Below are 19,018 nucleotides of genomic sequence, written 5' to 3' on the forward strand. Positions count from 1 at the left end.
ATGAGGTCTTCTTTAACACAAATCCTGATAATCTCTTAATCCGTTAAATCGTGGTTCAGACATCTTTTAATTGCAGAGTTTGTAATATGACATTGTCAAACTAATATGTTATAATAATGGTCAGATGAAAAAGACGGCGAAGGTATACTTTGCAACGGCACGGTCAACAAAGTGGCGCTACAGCGACAGCATGCCGGGCAAGCTGCAACGACTGATGGCAGAAGTGGGACTGTCGGCGTACTTCAACAGGGATGAGTGGGTGGCGGTCAAAACGCACTTTGGCTCACCGGGCGCCCACAGGATAGTGCGACCAACCTTTCTGAGAACAGTCGTAGATGCACTCAGGGGCGTGGGGGCCAAGCCGTTCGTAACAGACACCGTGAGAATCCAGGGGCTGGATTACCTCGAAGTGGCAAACGCCAACGGGATAAATCATCTTTCGGTGGGAGCGCCCGTCATACTTGCCGACGGTCTGTATGGCAAGGACAGCATACTTGTAAAGGCCGGTAGCATATTAAAAGAGATAGCCGTGGCATCGGTCATACACGACGTAACGGCGATGGTGGTGTGTTCGCATGTAAAGGGGCATATAAACGCCGGTTATGCCGGGGCGATAAAGAACCTTGCCATGGGCGGGGTGAGTTCCTCGCACAGGCACTGTGGCTGGAAGTGCGGCAGAGGCTCCATGCACACAATAGGGGAGGGTATGATGCGCTGGGAGCAGGACCTGTGTCAACTGTGCATGCAGTGCGTTGAGGTCTGTCCCCTTGAGGTGATCACGTTTGTTGAGGAGAAGATGGTGTGGAACGGCGACAAGTGCTGGAGATGCGGACGGTGTCAACGGGTATGCCCTGCCTCGGCGATTGATTTTCCGGGGGATGATGAGCGTTTCATGCGCTCCATGGCGGAGGCCGCAGGGGTGGTGCTTGGCACGTTTGCTCCCTCAAAGGTGTTATACATAAACTTCCTCACAGAGATACAGCCAGAGTGTGACTGTATGCCCACGGCAGACGTGCCGATGGTCCAGGACATTGGTATCCTGGTTAGCGACGACGTGGTGGCCATAGAGCAGGCATCCATAGACCTGGTGCTTAAGGAAAGACCGCTGCCATCATCGGCAGCCGACGGCCTCACGGGCGACGTCTTCAAGGCCATGCACGCAAAACCGTACGAATTCCAGCTTGACGAGGCACAACACCTTGGCCTGGGAACTTCATCATACGAGTTGATTACGCTTACATAGAGGCGTTTTTTTTATCAAAAAAACATTTCAGGAGGCAACACACAGTGGACACCAAGTTTGATTACACGGTTGAGACCGCAAAGGGTTTTGACAAGGTCGTTGAGGATATCACAGAGCGCAGCAAGGCCAACGGGTTTGGCGTGCTCCACATCCATGACGTAAAGGCAACCCTGGCATCCAAGGGCTACGACAGGAGCGCCCTGAAGATTATCGAGGTCTGTAATCCCGGCTATGCCGACAAGGTGTTAAAGGCTGACATAAAGATATCCCTGATGCTTCCCTGCCCCATATGCGTCTACGAGGAGGGTGGCAAGGTGTTCGTAAGCGCACTGAGACCCAACGTCATAGCGGATTTTTATCCCGATGCAGGCATCAAGGCGGTTGCCCAAGAGGTCGATAAGGCCATCCTCAAGATCGTACAAGAGGCAGTGTAGGGCGTTGAAAGCAAACCGATCATGGGCATAAATAATTAATTGCAGAAGAAATCGTCCGGAGGATTCTGATGAAGCCGTCTGAGGAGGTCAGATTCAGACGGTGCCCATGCGTCCGTGAATGTATGTGATATACGTCTGTTCGATAAAACTCCTGAGAGACTCTGGAATACGGGACCTGGGGGCAACCAGGATTATAGCATTAGTTTCATTTAGGTTGACATGCATCTTGGGAGGTCTGGTGAATTTCTTAGAAAACTTAGATATATTGGTATAGACAGATAAAATAAACTCTACAAAAAACCATAACACGTACTTGCCTCTTACAAATTTCAGATGTCTGCCTTGCTCTTTAAATTCTTTTTCTATATTTGTAATGTCAACACCTGGCACATAGCTGATTTTAGCCTTATTGTGTATATACTCCTCAATTGTCGAAAACCGTTCATTGGGAAAGGGGAGCATCTGCACTCTGCCTTCTCTTACGGCAAACATGTCTCCCATGTTGATATTGTCTAAATAAACTTTTTCCCCTTTGCGCATCCAATATATACACCAAGCCATCACGGTTACCATGCTGTCCTGAAAGGCTAAAAGTTGTTCATCAAAAAGGTCAAGAATTGTATCCAATAAATCTTCCAGCAAATTCTTCTCAAATGAATATAAACTACAGACCTCAGTCATTACTCTGGAGCAGGTCTCTCTATCGACAAAATCATTTTCTATGGAGTAGTTGTCTGTTATGTAGACATTAACGTCATCCGGCAACGATTCTCTTAGAAAATCGGAGAGGTCACGGTCTATAAAAAAGGCTATTTGGTGTTTGGGATATCGTGTCCAATCAAAACCTTTGTAAAGCGCAATCACATTATTTCTGTTTCGAGCCACTAACAAGTCAACCCTCCATTGTCCCGGTAGTCTGTCATTTATCTTGCCCTTGTAAAATGACAGGTCATCTTTACCTTCTACAAAGCCGTAAACACACATTGCCTTCTTGTTCCAACGCATACGAAACTCGTGATAGAAGGGGGTTGGGCTATCTTTTGCTTTGTTAAGAGCCTCCAGTATATTTGCAGGGGATGTCGTTTCACTCATAAAATTCGCCAAGCCCGTGGGTGTATCTTTCAAGTTCGTTGTCATACACGAAAGGGGAATGTGTAGCCACAATAAGCCCGGAGCAAAATGTCCCGTTTTTAATATCGGTCAGAAATCGCCTCTGCCATGGGAGAGAGAGGGAGAGTTCCGGTTCATCAATGATTACAATGTATCTGCCCTCACCTGAGAGATAGAGGTGGCTAAACAGAGACACAATCTGTTTCTCTCCTGAGGACAGATACTCGAGTTCAATATCTTGACTGGTTTTATTTGGTTCCTTTAATTTGATTGAAAAAAGGAAATTTGCGCTATCATAGTCAAGTCGTTTATCTCCCATATATTCGTTACAAACCCCACAGAACGCCCTCATTTGAGATTCCTTTTTGCTCAGTTCCTCTTGAAATTGCAATAACTTGAGCAAGTAGTGGCAAATTACTTTAGCGTGTTCGTCTGTTTTTAAAGAACCGTCTTGTTTAACTTTTTCTATCTTGTCTAACAAATGTTTCTTTTGATCCTCAGACAGGATATCTGCTTGTATCCTGTTCAAAATCAATTTAATTGCTTCTTCGGATTTATTTTGTATGTCTTCAATCTTCACTTCAGAGTATCTTTCATCAACCACATCACCCAAATATCCAAGAGTCAGTGAATTTAGGGTTTTACGGGCAAAATCTTTTAACTCTCCAAGATTTTCCTCTATTGCTTCGTCAACATCCTCCATTCCGAATTCAATGAGTTCAACATAGGAAATAGAACGTTTTTGTGGTATAATGTAACGCCTATTTTGACGCCACTCTTTTTCGTAACTCATTCCAAAGATTGACTTAAGGCCTTGTTCAATACGTCTGTACGTTGGGAGATATAAAATCTGTGTGTTTAGCGATTTTTGTAGTTTTGAATAAATGTCCTCAAGCTCTTTACCTTGTTCTTTTATCGATAGTTCAAATTCATTTGATTCCAACTCTTTTATGGCATACCTTAATGGAATATCGTATTTGCCACAGAAAATTTCTAATTCTTGAGGTGTAATGTTTCCCCCTCTACGTCTCCAAAATTCAAGGAATTCTTGTCGAATAGGTGGTGCAACGTGGCGAAAAAAATTATGTTTTACTCTTGAACCATACTTTTCAAGGCTGTCATATGGTAATGTATGCTCACTCCCATCGACGGTGACAACCAATCTTGCAAATTTATATGGAACCAATAAACTCCATTGCCCGGATAGGAAGTAATAGAGAAGACGCAATACCGTTGTCTTTCCGCTGCCATTTTCACCTACGAGTATAATCGTGTTGTCTTCAATCTTGATATCCAGATTCTTATAGCCATGCAGGTCTATGATCTGAAACCTCTCTATGTTACCACACATAATAACCTCCGTCTTCACCTCTGGATATACATACCCCCAAGTACAATGGAAAGAGACTACCCCCCCGTTATGGCAGGGGGGTGGGGATTGTTTGTCTATTTTTTATCCGTAGTGGTTTCTTTGCCTGCGGATTGTGGCTTACCATCCTGGACAGGCAGCTTGCCTTCAGCGGGTGGTGGGGCAGGCTTATCCTTCTGCGGTGCAACGCCAACCCCTCCGGCAGGCAACTTGGCTTTATCGGCAGGGGTGGAGGTCTGCGATTGTGCAGGCGCTTCTATCACAGAGACCCGCCGGGCCTCTATAAATGACAACAGAAATGAGGTAATCATAAACACTATCGCCGTTGTTGTCGTCAGCTTTGTCAGAAACGTTGCGGCCCCACGACTGCCAAAAACGGTCTGACTGGAACCCCCAAAGGCCGCACCCATCTGCGCCCCCTTGGAGCTTTGCACAAGCACCACAAACACGATTACAAAACAAACGATTATGTGCAGAGTCATCAACAATACATGCATCGATGTCTACCTGAACTTGACGATTTTCTCAAAGCTGTCCGCCTTGAGACTCGCCCCGCCAACGAGGGCACCATCAACATCGGGTTTTGTCATCAACTCTGCGATGTTTTCGGGCTTGACACTGCCGCCATACTGTATGCGTATCTCATCGGCCTTGCCGCCGTAGACACCCTTGAGCTGCTCCCTGACGTAGGCATGTGCCTCCTGTGCCTGCTGCGGTGTTGCCGTAACGCCGGTGCCAATTGCCCAGATCGGTTCATACGCAATTACCAGTTTCTCGGGGGCAACGTCCTTTAAACCACCCTCTATCTCACGCTTTATGACATCGAAGGTCTTGCCGTCGTTTCTCTCCTGAAGCGTTTCGCCTATACAGTAGATGACACTCAGTCCTGCGGCCATGGCAGCCCGTATCTTTTTGTTGCAGAACTCGTCACTCTCATTAAAATACTGCCGCCGTTCGGAGTGTCCCACGATCACATAGGAACATCCTACGTCGATGAGCATACCCGTGGATATCTCTCCGGTATAAGCCCCCTCTGCCTCAAAGTACATATCCTGCGCCGATAGCTTCACGTTGCTACCCTTTAGCATCTCCCCTGCCTTAGACAGCGAAGTAAACGGTGGCGCTATGACAATCTCCACGTCCGTAACGGACTTCACCCCGGGGAGAAATCCAGTTATAAACTCAACGGTCTGCGCCGTCGTCTTATACATTTTCCAGTTTGCTGCTATACACGGTGTTCGCATAATCATAAACTCCTTCCTGAGATAAATAAACTATAGTATAAATGAATTAAACGTATAAGTCAACCACGGTAAAAGACTAGTGCTACCGACCATTGACAAAAAACGGGCAAATGTGCTAAATTTACGAAGTTAAAAAATTTTTGAGGATAATTGTGCAGATGAAAGACGAATTATACATAGACGTAGTAAGCAAGACTATAATAAGCAAGCTCTCCGATGAAATAGTCAGCGGCATAGCGGGTCAGGCAAGCAATCTGATAAGGGAGTTGTTGCGTAATGAGGTCTCAACCCTGTTGCGGAACTCTAACGATGAACTGAAGAGATACATAGATGACAGCATAGAAAGCCATCTGAGAACTCAACAACAGCACAGGGAACCACAGATTGATGCAGAGGAAATAAAACACATCAGGGCGGAGATATCCTCCATAGGGGAGACCTTGCGAACGATTAACAAGACACACAACGCACTGGAAAAGACGATGACGCAGGTGCTTAATATCTTGTTTGAGGTGAAAACATACGTTGAAACCAAAACTGAATCCGGTTCAAAGATTGACAACGAGCAAATGGACTTGCTGAGGAGGTTTCTGGGGGTTGTCAAGGGCGAATTGACAGAGACTCTTACAATCGGTATGGATGACAGGCTGACACGGATGGAAACAACAATCAGGTCGCTCATAATGAGCATTTGGCATGAGGCAAAGACATACATTGGAGACAGGGGTAACCTCCAGCCAGGTACCAATAGAGAACCAATAGATTTACTCAGCATGTTTGTTGTGATTGTCAAGGACGAATTGACAGAGACCCTTACAGCCAGGATGGATGACAGGCTGGCACGGATGGAAAAAACAACCAGGTCACTTATCCTGGACTATACCAACGACATAAGAAAATATATATCCGAAAACATAGAGAAGTATGTAAACATCAAGACAATTGCCCAGATATGGCGAAAAGAAAGGTCGCAGGGTGCTTGATAGCGATAATCTGAAGATAAATGAGTTTTTGGCTAACATTACGACCATCCTGTATCGGCTAAGTGGCCTTGGCATAGCGCAGTTAAACAGGAGGATAGCAAATCTCGAAAACAACATAGAGGCATTCTCAAAGAACATCATAAAGTGTGGACTGGTTGGTATCACCAGCTCCGGAAAGTCTTCCCTGTTAAACGTCCTGCTTGGCGCAGGGGTGAAGGTACTGAAGGAGCAGAGCAAGGCCACGACCAACATGATTGTGTTCTGTTCAAAATCTGACGAGCCGCAATTAGAGATACACTTTGAAAACGCTCCCCCAATCAAAAAGCGCGGTCAAAAAGCCCTTGAAGATTCCATCTGGCAATATACCTCCGAGGACGAAAACCCTCAAAACAGATATAACGTAAAATATTTGAGGATTGGCCTGCCGACGTTGCTCCTGGATAAAGGCATCGAAATAGCGGATACCCCCGGACTGGATGCCTACGGGTTAAAGGAACACGAGGACCTGACCCTGCGTGAGTTCCTTCCCCAGGCCGACCTCATCATCTACCTGTCGTCCATAAGAAGCCCCATGAAGGAGACGGACAGGAGGATACTGAATCAGATAATGGATGCAGAGCAGCGAATTATCTTCGTACAGACGTGCAAGGGGGCAGTTGTTGAACAGACCTATGGCGATGGTGCATCGGAGCCTGTCGTTACGTTGCTTGACAACTATAAGAATGACTTTGAAAGGGCTATCAATCCCTATTCAAAGCTAAAATACGCCCCCATCGTACAGGTTGAGACAACCACCGCTTTTAACTATCTCAGAACCGGAGAGCTAACCCAATGGCAGGATTCAGGACTGGAGGACCTCATCTACGTTGTTAAGAGTGTAACGAAAGAGCTACAGTCTGAATTTACACTAAGAAACTTACGAAAGACCATAGATGAGACAAAGACGCTAAATAACCTCATAAAAAATACGATAAGGCAGGAAAGCAAAAAAGAGGTATATGTAGAAGAAAGAACCGGATACCTGAAGGTACTGAAAGACTATCATGGCATAATTGTCGGAAATAAGAACACTGTAGTGTCGCATTGGACGGACAAGCTGTCCTATCCGGCATTGTATAACAAATACAGTTCCGAGCTTTCAAGGCTGTTCACCTATCGGTACGACTACAACCCTATGCACGACAAGGGGTTTATAGCCAGGGCACATGCCATTGGTGAGGAGATCAAGATGATAAAGACTGACTTTCTCAACGCCCTGGACAACGCCAGGGACATATACAGGCAACACTTCACAGACCTTGGTCTGGAAATAAGGCGAACGGATATTCAAAACCTCAACAAGATCAGTTTTTTTCTCCCTAACGTACAAAAAAAACGTATAGCTGAGGCAATCGAAGGTACAAAGAGTCCGACAAAGCTGTCCTTCTGGCGGGAGCACAAGGAAGGGGAGGGCGAATATATAGACAAGACCCGGTACATTGATGACCTCCGGGTGTCGTTAAAGCTATTCTTTGAACCGCTGCTAAAGCATCTTCAGTGGTGGGACGGCATGATATTCTACACCTTTATTGCCCCCCTGCAAAGCAAGATATCCGCCATAGAGGATGATATCAGCAAGATAGAGAGAGCCCCTACGTATGCGGAGACACAGTGCAGAGGCCTGGAAGTCATCGGCATGGATATCGACAAACTCCTTGAGGATATATCCTGTCTGCATAATGAAAACAAACAACGCCTCGGCATTGGCAACAATATCATATATGCCAGGAAACCTTCTGCCGAGCGGAAAAAGGCGCCTCACAGAAGTCTGTTCATACAGCTTGGGAATCGTTTATTTGAGGGGCTGTTTCATTTCTATTATCTCAAGTGCCTCTCCGGGATATCCGGCAAAGAGCGCAAGACCGTTGTCTTTGTTGGAGACGACTACGACTCCCAGGTCAATTTCCTGAGACGTCTGATGAGGCTGACTGATGAGGCGGTCAGCCCCCTGACGGAGACGGAACCCCCCTTTGCCTTAAACGTGCAGGACAGCGACACTGATATCAGGGCCGTCACAATCGATGGCGAACTCAGCAACAGGGTATCTTTCTACGTCCTGGGCAACGGTCTTAAATCCCTTGAGGTGGCGCGGGCAAACAACCTGTGTCAACGGGCGGATGTGATACAGTTATTGGTGAGCGACCTCCACAGGGTTGGCTCTGCTCTTACCGACATTGTGGAGAGGAACCTGTTTTTCAATCTCATACATCAGCACAGAGACAAGCTGTTGTTGCTCTACCCCGGCGCTGCACACTTTCAAAAGGACAGGCTGCATATCATGTTTGACGAGGCCATCAGTGAAGTCAACAAGATATTTCACCCCGGTGGTGTCAAGTGGTTTATATATGAGAACTTCGAAATAAGGTATAATTACTTCAACGAATTTGCCCAAAAGATACTCCGCGAAAACCTCAAAGCAGACCAATGCATCAGAGATTGGAGGTATCAGGGTATCCCCCTGGATGACCCCTTTGATGAGTATGTGTTAAAAGAGCAGTTCGAGCTTCTGGCAAGAAAGTAGCCGGCCAGGATATGTGGTATTTTTGTATTTAATCCAAATCGAAACTTTATGCGTAACTTCTTTGTGTTTCATGGTAACTATACTTTTACGCATCTTGGATTCCTGGTCAAGCCAGGAATGACACACTTAGAAAACGGCTGTAACTGTCATTCCTGCGAAAGCAGGAATCCATGCCTTTTACCCGTGAAATAAAGATTACCCTGCTTTTTAAAGAGGATACCTTTATGCCCTATAGTTTTTCAGCATAGCCAGTTGTGTCTTGAGGTCTCTGACGTGTTCTTTTGTGAAAATTTTGTCCTTGTAGTAGAGGCGCTCAAATTCGAGGACGAAGACCGTTGCCGGTGTTCTCAGTTCCTCTTCCCGGATGGTCTGTACGAACTCCTCAAGTCCCTGAGAGGGCAGACGCTCATATCCATAGCCCTTGAGCGTGCCGGTGAAAGACTTGATCAATCTGATTTCCACTGACCTGCGATTTCGCAACAGGCGGTACAGTTTAAACAAAACAAACAGCGCGGCAACACTGCCAATGGCAATACCTGCCGGCTTGAGCCTGTGAAACGAAAGATTCAGCCCCTTCAGACGTGTGCTGTGGTATATCTTCTGAAACAGGGATAGTTGCTTATCAAGGTTATAGTTGATGACCAGGGAATTCCACAGGTAGTTGATTGAGTCAAAGAGGAGTCTGAGCTGCATGAACATTTTTTTGTCATCTGCGGTCATGTCCACGGAATTTACGGGAGTGGCGTCAAGCCTGACCCAGCCGGTGTCCTTGAGGTAGGCCTCGACCCAGACGTGGGCGTTTTTCTGGAGCACTATGTAGTACCCCCCAACGGCATTGTAGAGGCCGCCCTTGTATCCGCCGACGACGTTGGCAGAGATACCCGATGCCCGAAGCATCACGGCAAGGGCGGAGGCAAAGTACTCACAGTTGCCATACTTGTGCTTAAAGAGAAAGTCCACCAGGGGGGTGGGACTCCGTGGCAATTTCTCCGTAGAGTACTTGTACTGGCCATCGCGCAAATAACCCACAAGTGAGGCCATTGCCTCTTTTTTGTTCATCCCGGCGGTGAGCGTCTTTGTCAGCGCAATGATATCGGGCGACAAATCATCAGGTAGTTGCAGGAATCTCGTTTCGTCGTCTTTTACGCCATAGTCGCGCACCGCAAGGATGGATACGGCGTCGTAGCGCATCTTTGACTTTATGTCATCGGGGGCCATTACGACAAAGTTCTGGTAGAGGGTTCTTTGACGGTGGTAGACAATGATTGGTTTATCGAGTGTGAACATGTACTTGTTGCCGTAGGGTTCGAGGTATATAGTCTGTCTGACCATCCTGCCCTTGATGGGCATGTTGTTTAGTGCCCAGACAGGCTCCTGCTCCGTAGCCTCCCAGGAGGTTCCGTCAAAGTGGTCAAAGACGATGCCGCGCCAGTAGAGGTGTTCACTGCCGAGGGGTTCCATCTGTGCCCTGAATATGATACTTGAGTCCAACTGTATGTTTGATACATCACCCAGGAGGACGTTGTCTGCAAAGCCAGCCCGCCCTACGGATGCCCGGCCCAAAAAACCGAGAAAATGAAAGTTCGTCCTGGGCAGTACCATAAATATCAACGCCGTAAGCGGTATCGACATCAGCGGAATCAACATCGAACGGCTTATTATCTTGTACATGGCGCCCCTGTCTAACCGCAGCGATGGAGACTCCGTGTGATAGGTCAGTAGCACCACGGAGATTGAGACAAGGAAAAAGATCAATATGAAAAACACCAAAAAGATAAAGTCTATGGATAACAGCGCAGAGCCGGTAAGCAGAAACACGCTGATCATATATATCTGCATGTAATCCCTGAACTTCTTTTCCTCCATGAACTTGATTGTCAGGAGTATGGCAAGGGTCTCAACCGTAGGTTCGAGCAGGTCTTCGGCATAGACGCGATACAGGGAGAGCACTATCACCGTTACCGACAAGGCGTTGACCACCCACCGGGGGACAAAGTACCCCCTGACGTACTCCAGGTACACCGACAGGGCCATCAGGGCTATGAAAAGCCCGCTGTAGACCAACCCGATATAACGACAGACAGACAGATACGCAAAGGCCGCAACCACATACGTTACGCCCTTCAGGAGGCGTTCTACCTCGATTTGGCTATGCCCCTTAAAATATGACGTTATGGTCATATAAGCTCCTGTCCATCATTAATTTTATATGCAAAGAAGAAAGAAGGAGGGCGGCTCCGCCCCCTCCTCAGACCTCCCCCGCAAGGGGGCCAGCCCCCTTGACCCCATGATGCTCAACCCTGTTGCTTATATAAAAACCTTTGCTCATTACTTATTTATAGTCTTTTTTGGTTACGGACGTTAAATTGCTTTTCTTCTGCAAGCATTTGGGATATGACATCCGGTTTAACGGGGGAACTGAATATTGCCCCCTGTACTTCGTTACACCTGATGGTGCGCAGGAACTCCAGTTGGTCCAGGGTCTCTACGCCCTCGGCTATGACCCGTAGGTTGAGCGTATGGGCAAAGGCAACGATGGCCCTTGCAATGGCTGAGTAATCGGCGTCAGTTACGATTCTCTGTACCAGCGTCTTATCCATTTTAAGTGCATCGATGGGGAAACGCTTGAGGTAACACAGGGAGGAGTGTCCGGTTCCAAAGTCGTCAATGGTTATATTAAACCCTTCATCCTTAAGCCTCCAGAGCGCCTTGATCGACTCATCAATGTCCCACATCAGTGTATCTTCGGTCAGTTCAATTTCCAGGTTGGCAGGCTCTATGGAGGTTTCCTTAATGGTCTTCGTGATAATATCCAGTATCTGTCTGTGTTTGAACTGACTGCCCAGGAGCTTGACGGCCATCCGGATGTGATTGAAACCCTCTACCGTCCACAGTCTGTTCTGCCTGCAGACCTCTCTGAGCATCCAACTGCCCAGGGGCACTGTGAGGGATGCCTCCTCGGCCACTGCTATAAACTCCGATGGGGATATGTCACCCATCTCAGGCGTGTGCCACCGTAAAATCCCTTCCATGCCCTTAATCTGCCCCGAGTATATGTCAACGTGGGGTTGATACAGCACATCAAGGCCGTCCCCCCTGTCAAGTGCCTTGCGCAGGAGGTTCTCTATGCCAAGACGTCTTATGGCCTTTTCATTCATGCTGGGGCAATAGAACCGGTAATCGTTTTTGCCATGGGTCTTGACCTGGTACATTGCTATATCGGCGTACTTAAGCAGGGTTACCGTGTTATCCGAATCGGTGGGGAAGATACTGATACCGATGCTGACTCCAATAGAGCACTCATGGTCGTTGATATAAAACGGCTCAGACAGCGCCCGGATTATCTTCTTTGCCACATTTGTAACCGACACGCTGTTGCTTACGTTGTTGATGATGATCGCAAACTCATCCCCTCCCATACGGGCCACCGTGTCGGAGCGACGGATACAACGTCCCAGGCGGACTGCCGTCTCCTGTAGCAGCATGTCACCCACGTCGTGGCCCAGGGTGTCGTTTATCGTCTTGAACCTGTCAAGGTCCAAAAACAACACGGCCAGCTTCTTGCCGCTGCGCAGGGCCTGCTCCATGGCCTGAGTCAGACGGTCGTTAAACAACATGCGGTTGGGGATGTTGGTCAGCACGTCAAAGTGTGCCAACTGTTGCAGGCGTTGTTGTGTTTCGTTTCTGACAATGGCGTTGATAAATATGTCACCTGCCATCTTTATGAGCATGATGTCTTCTTCGCTCCATGCCCTTTCATCGGTGGTTGTAGCAAACCACAAAAAGCCTGCCACCTTACCGCCACAGGCCATCGGCACTACGACCGTTGACTTAATGCCCATAAGCATCAGCGCCTGTTGCTCGGTCTGCGAAGACACCTGCGGCATCGAACTGAGCGCAAAGAAATCCCCCTTTTTGACCATCCCCATAAGCCACGGAAACCGCCGTCGTGTCATCCTCTTCACCACCCCAAGGCACGGCTTGACACCATGGGCAGTCCATTCATACACGTATGGTTCCACGGCCACATCAGCCATTTCGCTGATAAACACGTACCCCCTGTCCACCGACAGGAACCTGCCAATCATAGCAATTGTTGCATTGATTTCGTCAAAGAGGGCATCGGCTGCAACTTTTATGAAACGGGTCGATATTTCGGCCTTGAACCTGTCTATCTCTATGTGACGGCGCAGGGCAAGTTCCACGATCCTGTTGTCCGTCACATCCCTGGACGTCATGGCGTATCCCACCTGACTTCCGTCGCCATTGTGGAGGGCCGATACCTTCGACTCGATATAGCGGATGTTCTTGCCTCGTACCTGTTTGTAGGCATACATGAAGCTCCCCGTGGTCTTGACGGCCTTTATCCCGGCATCAAACCACGCCATGTCCACCCCGCGACTGTTATGGATGTCTATGACCGACTTGCCAATCAGCTCACCTGCCTTACACCCAAAGAGGTGCTCCCCCACCCGGTTACAGTAGGTTATGACAAACTGCAAATCAGTCGCCACTATTGAAATGTCTATCGATGAACTGAGTATGTCGCCAAGTAAATCCGTCTGTTCCATTTTTTTATCAGCCCTTAGTTTTTTAGTATACCCGTGACTTTAGTATACCATAATTCCGAATGTAAGAAATAATTGGTCAAAGGGGTGTTTAACATACGGCAAACATCGGCCCATGCCCTGGGACTATGTAATCAGCCACCTGCATGACCCTCTGCCTGCTCTGATGCTGTAGGGCCGGGTCTTCGCTGCAGCGTTGCCACAGAGACTCATCCCTGATGTCGTCCTCACACTCGAACAGGTCACCTACAACGGCCACCGTCCCGATTGAGGTCTCCACAATGACGCTGACATCCTGCGAGGTATGCCCCGGGGTCGCTATTACGCTGATACCCGCAGCTATGACATACGGCCCGCCTGTAAAGTCATGCACGGTGTACAAGTCCCCGCGCGAGATATCGCGACAGACGATAAACACCGCCTCACGGAACAGATTGTTGTTACCGACGTGGTCGCAGTGACCGTGCGTGCAGACCACGTAGTCAATGTCGCCAGTCCCCAGGCCCTCGCCATTGAGACAGTCAAGGATTATCTCCCTGTCATGCGGACTGCCGGTGTCTACGATGAGGTTCTTTGGCCCCCTGACAAGGGTTATCGAACCATCGGCACGTATCTGGTTGTTGCCTAGCTCAATCGTGTAGCCAGGCTTTAGTACCTTTAACTCAATCATTAACAAAGAAAAAGACAAAGAAGGGGGCGGCTCTGCCCCCCCTCAGACCCCCCTGCAAGGGGGCCAGCCCCCTTGACCCCTTCTATGTCTTGTTTACCGAATATCCTTATAAACAAATCCTGAATTCGCATCCGTTGTCAATATTTCTGACCGATATGGTACCGTTCATGTTTTGTTCGATTAACGCTTTTGCCATATACAGGCCATTGCCTGTTCCACGTGCCTTGTGCTTGGTGGTAAAGTAGGGGTCAAATACCTTGGTTATTATATTGGGCGGGATGCCGCCGCCGTTATCGGCGATGGTTATGATTGTATGACCCGTGGAGTTGTCTTTGTAGGCATTTAGCTTGATAACACCATTGATAACGTTTCTTTGTTCGAATGCGTCCCTGGCATTGGTCAGGATGTTTAAGATTACCTGGGCAAACTCATTGGGAAAGCCCTGTATCATCAACTCATCATCCAATGTCTTGTCTATCACGATCCCCTTGTCTTTTATATATCCTGATAACAACATTATGGCTTTGTCTATTTCTTTGGCAATGTTGAAATGCCTTTGTACTTTGTCGTTGACATAGAAGTTTTGGAAATTGGCTATTATATCAGACAACGTGTTGAGCTCATACATCACAACGTCAACATTGCTTTCTATGTAGGCAATGTCTAATTCGTTATGCAAATAGGCGTCCTTTATGTCCTGGATTAACAGACCGATTGCACACAGGGGTTGCCGCCAGTGGTGGGATATGTTCATGAGCAACTCACTCATGGCGATATGGCGGGATTGCTCAAGCATGATCCTGTCTTTGACGAGATTCTTTTCAACTTCTTCATTAACTCTCTCTTGCAGATTCAGGTTTATATCCTTTATTTTTCGTTCAATCTCTTTACGCTCGGATATGTCTATGCCAATGCCGACAAGACATCGTTTGCCTTGAAGCTCTATCATGAATCCGTTGAAGTAGTAGGGGAGTAATCGGCCATACTTAGTGCAAAGAGTAGCTTCTACGTTGCCTTTGCCGTTTTTTAATGTGTCAGATATTGTCCTGACAATCGCTTCCCTGTCATCACCTGTAAAGAAATCAGTCGGTTGCATGGCAGATATCTCTTTGTCTGAGTATCCTGTAACAGTCTCCGTGTTTTTATTCCATCGCAGAAACTTACCCGTATCGTCAAAGAGATAAAACACCCCTGGCAGGGAATTTATAACCGCATCGGAAAATTTTATCTGCGCCAGTAACCTCTGTTGCAGCTCACGCCGTTCTGTTATGTCGATATGTATCGATACCCATACTGTGCCATGCCTGCCATGCTGAAAGGTTGACACGGTGGCATAGCACCAAAAAGGCGTGCCATCTTTTTTGACGTTGAGTATCTCACCGCACCATACCCCGTTTTTATTGAGAGATTGCATGATCTCACGGGCCTTTTCCATTGGGTCTGTATCCGTTGGCGCATTCAGGATGGAGACGTGGCGGCCCGCCAGTTCATCCTGCGCATAGCCAAACATCTTGTCAAATTGGGGATTGGTATAGACTATAACGCCGTCAGATGCCCGTACAAGCAATACACCCTCGGCAACGTTGTTTAGTATCTCCTGCGATAATCTGACCTCGTCCTCCAGGAAGTCACGCCGTGTGATGTCGTGGATCGTTGAACACACGTAGTCCTTGTCGCCTATCTTGATTATCCCAGGATATACCTCCACATCTTTGAGTTCACCCGTTGAGGTACGGTGACGGTTTTTCAGATATCGTAGCCTCCCCTGCCGGACACCCCTGACCATGCCGTTCAACTCTTCCTGCGGATTAAGTACAATATCCGTCAGTTTCTTGCGGCAAAACTCCTCCCTGTCATATCCGTAAAAGGCACACGCTAAATCATTTACTTCCACAATATACAAGGTCTCAGGATCATATACCCACATAATAGCTTGCGAGTGGGTGAATATCTCCCTGTACAGGGCTTCGCTTTTAAGCATGGCTGCCGACTACGGACAACAACGAAGCACAATCGTGAACTCAGCTCCATCGTCAACGTTTCTGACCGTCAGACTGCCACCCATGTTGGTCTCTATGATTGTCTTTGACATGTAAAGCCCTATGCCCGTACCGTCAGAGTCCTTGGTTGTAAAGTACGGTTCAAATATCTTTTCCATTATACCCTCCGGGATGCCACCGCCATTGTCTGTTATTGCTATTATTAGTTGGTCTCTGTCTTGAGAGTTGTGCAGTTGTATTTCGATCTTGCCATGTATCCTGTCTCCGGTACTACGTCTGTGCATTATGGCGTCTCGTGAGTTGTTGAGGATGTTGAGGACCACCTGCTTAAACTCATTGGGATAGCCTTCGGTAAACAGGCTTAAACCTTGTTGTGCCTGCACCCGGATATCTATGCCGTGCTTGTTAAAGAGATTGGTAAACATCGCCAGCAATTCCTCTATGGCCTGTTTTACATCAAAGCGGGCATTTTTCTTTGTCGGTTTGAAGAAATCCCTGAAGTCGTCGATTGTCTTTGCCATGAAATGGGTCTGACTCGTTATTAAATCAACCGACTTTTCAATATACTCCCTGGTGAGTTCGCCAAAACTGTAGGCATCCTTTAAGTCCATGACGGTGAGCGCCACGGCATTGAGGGGTTGCTTCCACTGGTGGGCTATGAGGCCGAGCATCTCTCCCATGGCGGCCATCTTGGATTGTTGTGTCATCATATGTTGCTGCCTCTGTGCCTTATCGATTGCCTGTTTTACACGTAATTCGAGGTTTGCGTTTAAGTCTCTCAGTTGCTCTTCCATCCTCTTGCGTTCAACCGCTATGGCATAGATGGCGGCCAGACGACTTATGATGTCGAGGTCTGTATCCGTATAGTCTCTCTCGGAGTTTGCCAGGGCAATCTGACCAATCAGCCTGTCTTGTATGATTGCCGGCACCGACATAAACCTTAGCAGCGGGACGTGCCCAGTAGGAACACAGCCTTTATACGCCGGATGCCCCTGGGGATTGTTTGTGTAAAACCCCTGTTTGGTATTTAACGCATGTCCCCATAGGGCGTTATAGCCACCCTCACCCCTTGGGAAGGCCAATCGCTGATGTCTGGCATCAACCGTACACTGGCCGTTTCTCATCATCTCTGTATGGGTATGTCCTACATCATCTCCGGTTGTCCTGTCTACTTCAGAGACATATCCGTGTGTGCTGTCGGTCAACTTCATTGCCTGTCTGTTTACGATAACGGCAATATCAACGATATCCTTATCCGGCGACAGCAGGGCCTCCGACAACTCAGCAACGGCCTTTTGGAGGTCAAGTTCCCTCTTCATCATCAGCTGGGCGTCCTTAATGTCGGAGATATCATGGAATATCTCAAACTTGGACACCGATCCGTCGATATTTAGTATCGGGGTATCAAAGAGTGAGTACGTCTTATTGTTCTTAGGCGAGTTCCACTGCCACGTAACGCTTCTGCCGGAGAACACCTCGTCATTCTTACACCACGGGCAGACTTCCGTTCTGCCATGAAAGTACTCATAGCACTTACGGCCCCCCGGTTGACCAAACTCACTGATAATCGCATCGTTTACAAACTCTATATCACAGGCACGGTTTACTATGTAGATGCCGTCTTTTATAGTCTCCATTATTCCCCTGAGCTTGTCCCTTTCGACCCTGATCTCCTCCACCATGTGTTTTTTGCCGGTGATATCCTCTGCCATGGCGATATAAAACACAGGTCGCTCATCGCTAATCCACAGCGGCACACATGTAAGACTCACCCATACCACGCTGCGATCCCTGCGGATGTATCGCTTCTCCATGTTAAACTGAGATAGCTCGCCGCTGACAAGACGCTCAATGTTGTCATGCTCAGGCCGTATGTCCGCAGGATACGTTAGCTCTTTAAAGGTGTCGCTCAACACCTCATCCCTGGAGTAACCAAGTATGTCACAGTATGCCTGGTTGATCTGTATCAACTTGTCGGTATATAACTCCTTGATGGCAATCCCCAGGGGCGCCTGTTCAAAGATAATCCTGGCCTTCTTTTCGCTCTCCTTCAGCCTTTCCTCAATGGCCTTCTGCCCTGTGATATCTCTGAATATTCCGATAATTAACCGCTCACTGTCTACACTGATAACGCTGGAGCTGATGCTGACAGTTAATGCCTGTCCGTCCTTACGAATGAGAGCAACCTCATCCATGTAGCTACCACCGGACATTAAGTGCTTCAGAAACAGCGGTGAAAATCCAGACTCTCCGGAAGAATCTGCCACCGGATGCAGTTGTCTCTGATGCATCCCGACGATCTCTTCCCTGGTCATGCCCAGCATCCTCTCTGCCATAGCATTTGCCTCTACGATGATCCCTGTCTCTTTGTTTGCTATGAATATGGCATCGTTGGCCAGTTGCACAAACGTCCTGTATTTCTCTTCGGAAGCCCTAAGTTGTACCGTCCTTTCTGCAACAAGTGCCTCTAATCTGTCGTATGCCCTGAGGAGTTCATTTTCGGCCTTTTTCCTGTCGGTAATGTTGTGCATGGAGACCACCGCACCAAGCCTGTTGCCTTTGCCGTCAATCAATGTCCTGCCCGTTGCCAACAGGACATAGGCCGGACCACTTCTTGGTGCTATAACCATTTCGGAATCCGTTACATCCTCCCCTCCAAGCGCCCTGAACAATGGAACGTCTTTTGTGCGCATCCTTGTCTTGCCATCGGCCAGGTACAGGTCGTAGTAATCAGCCCATTGCTCCGACAATAATGGTTCAGCCGGCAGGCCATGAAACTTATATGTCGCCTTGTTAAAGAGCCTCAACACACCATCGCTATCACAGGCCACTATACC

General features: G+C 47.9%; 13 protein-coding genes. 4 read left to right on the forward strand and 9 right to left on the reverse strand.

Going from position 1 to position 19,018, the window contains the following annotated elements:
• The first annotated feature begins 124 nt into the window (after nucleotides 1-124).
• Together HWQ67_RS02400 and HWQ67_RS02405 are read left to right on the forward strand one after the other, a co-directional pair.
• Nucleotides 125-1,243 carry a DUF362 domain-containing protein gene (locus HWQ67_RS02400; protein ID WP_218251046.1) on the forward strand — a complete coding sequence of 373 codons (1,119 nt, stop codon included), beginning with the start codon at nucleotides 125-127 and terminating at the stop codon, nucleotides 1,241-1,243.
• A gap of 44 nt (nucleotides 1,244-1,287) precedes the next feature.
• The gene (locus tag HWQ67_RS02405; RefSeq protein WP_218251047.1) at nucleotides 1,288-1,677 is read left to right on the forward strand and encodes a DUF302 domain-containing protein; all 390 of its coding nucleotides are present in this window, start codon (nucleotides 1,288-1,290) and stop codon (nucleotides 1,675-1,677) included.
• A gap of 93 nt (nucleotides 1,678-1,770) precedes the next feature.
• On the opposite strand, the gene HWQ67_RS02410 is transcribed toward HWQ67_RS02405, so the two are convergent.
• The 4 genes from HWQ67_RS02410 to tpiA all read right to left on the reverse strand — a co-directional run bounded on the left by HWQ67_RS02410 (nucleotide 1,771) and on the right by tpiA (nucleotide 5,400).
• Nucleotides 1,771-2,769: a DUF4435 domain-containing protein gene (locus HWQ67_RS02410; RefSeq protein ID WP_218251048.1), complete on the reverse strand. Its 999-nt coding sequence runs from the start codon at nucleotides 2,767-2,769 to the stop codon at nucleotides 1,771-1,773.
• Entirely contained in the window at nucleotides 2,762-4,138 is a 1,377-nt protein-coding gene (locus HWQ67_RS02415; protein WP_218251049.1) for an AAA family ATPase, read from the reverse strand. Before HWQ67_RS02415 ends, HWQ67_RS02410 begins: the two co-directional genes overlap by 8 nt.
• A gap of 95 nt (nucleotides 4,139-4,233) precedes the next feature.
• Nucleotides 4,234-4,653 (reverse strand): preprotein translocase subunit SecG, encoded by a 420-nt coding sequence (gene secG, locus HWQ67_RS02420; RefSeq protein WP_218251050.1) that lies wholly within the window; start codon nucleotides 4,651-4,653, stop codon nucleotides 4,234-4,236.
• Nucleotides 4,654-4,659: 6 nt separating this feature from the next.
• Nucleotides 4,660-5,400 carry a triose-phosphate isomerase gene (gene tpiA, locus HWQ67_RS02425; protein ID WP_218251051.1) on the reverse strand — a complete coding sequence of 247 codons (741 nt, stop codon included), beginning with the start codon at nucleotides 5,398-5,400 and terminating at the stop codon, nucleotides 4,660-4,662.
• A gap of 158 nt (nucleotides 5,401-5,558) precedes the next feature.
• Here tpiA and HWQ67_RS02430 point away from each other — a divergent pair, with 158 nt between their 5' ends.
• Together HWQ67_RS02430 and HWQ67_RS02435 are read left to right on the forward strand one after the other, a co-directional pair.
• The gene (locus HWQ67_RS02430; protein ID WP_218251052.1) at nucleotides 5,559-6,383 is read left to right on the forward strand and encodes a hypothetical protein; all 825 of its coding nucleotides are present in this window, start codon (nucleotides 5,559-5,561) and stop codon (nucleotides 6,381-6,383) included.
• Nucleotides 6,376-8,943, forward strand: a complete 2,568-nt coding sequence (locus HWQ67_RS02435; protein ID WP_218251053.1) for a dynamin family protein — start codon at nucleotides 6,376-6,378, stop codon at nucleotides 8,941-8,943. Before HWQ67_RS02430 ends, HWQ67_RS02435 begins: the two co-directional genes overlap by 8 nt.
• 222 nt (nucleotides 8,944-9,165) lie before the next feature.
• Here HWQ67_RS02435 and HWQ67_RS02440 read toward each other — a convergent pair whose 3' ends face one another.
• From HWQ67_RS02440 to HWQ67_RS02460, 5 genes are all read right to left on the reverse strand, one after another.
• Nucleotides 9,166-11,124, reverse strand: coding sequence for a transglutaminaseTgpA domain-containing protein (locus HWQ67_RS02440; RefSeq protein ID WP_218251054.1), 1,959 nt, complete (start codon nucleotides 11,122-11,124; stop codon nucleotides 9,166-9,168).
• Nucleotides 11,125-11,279: 155 nt separating this feature from the next.
• On the reverse strand, nucleotides 11,280-13,514 hold the full coding sequence (locus HWQ67_RS02445) for an EAL domain-containing protein (RefSeq protein ID WP_218251055.1): 2,235 nt from the start codon (nucleotides 13,512-13,514) through the stop codon (nucleotides 11,280-11,282).
• An 88-nt stretch (nucleotides 13,515-13,602) separates the two neighbouring features.
• Nucleotides 13,603-14,181, reverse strand: a complete 579-nt coding sequence (locus HWQ67_RS02450) for an MBL fold metallo-hydrolase (RefSeq protein ID WP_218251056.1) — start codon at nucleotides 14,179-14,181, stop codon at nucleotides 13,603-13,605.
• A gap of 106 nt (nucleotides 14,182-14,287) precedes the next feature.
• A complete protein-coding gene (locus HWQ67_RS02455; RefSeq protein ID WP_218251057.1) occupies nucleotides 14,288-16,162 on the reverse strand; it encodes a PAS domain-containing sensor histidine kinase in 1,875 nt (624 codons plus the stop codon).
• A 9-nt stretch (nucleotides 16,163-16,171) separates the two neighbouring features.
• On the reverse strand, nucleotides 16,172-19,018 hold a 2,847-nt coding region (locus HWQ67_RS02460), incomplete at its 5' end, for a PAS domain S-box protein (protein ID WP_218251058.1).

The organism is Candidatus Magnetobacterium casense, assembly GCF_019173545.1.
In the GTDB taxonomy this organism is placed as follows: Bacteria; Nitrospirota; Thermodesulfovibrionia; order Thermodesulfovibrionales; family Magnetobacteriaceae; genus Magnetobacterium; species Magnetobacterium cryptolimnobacter.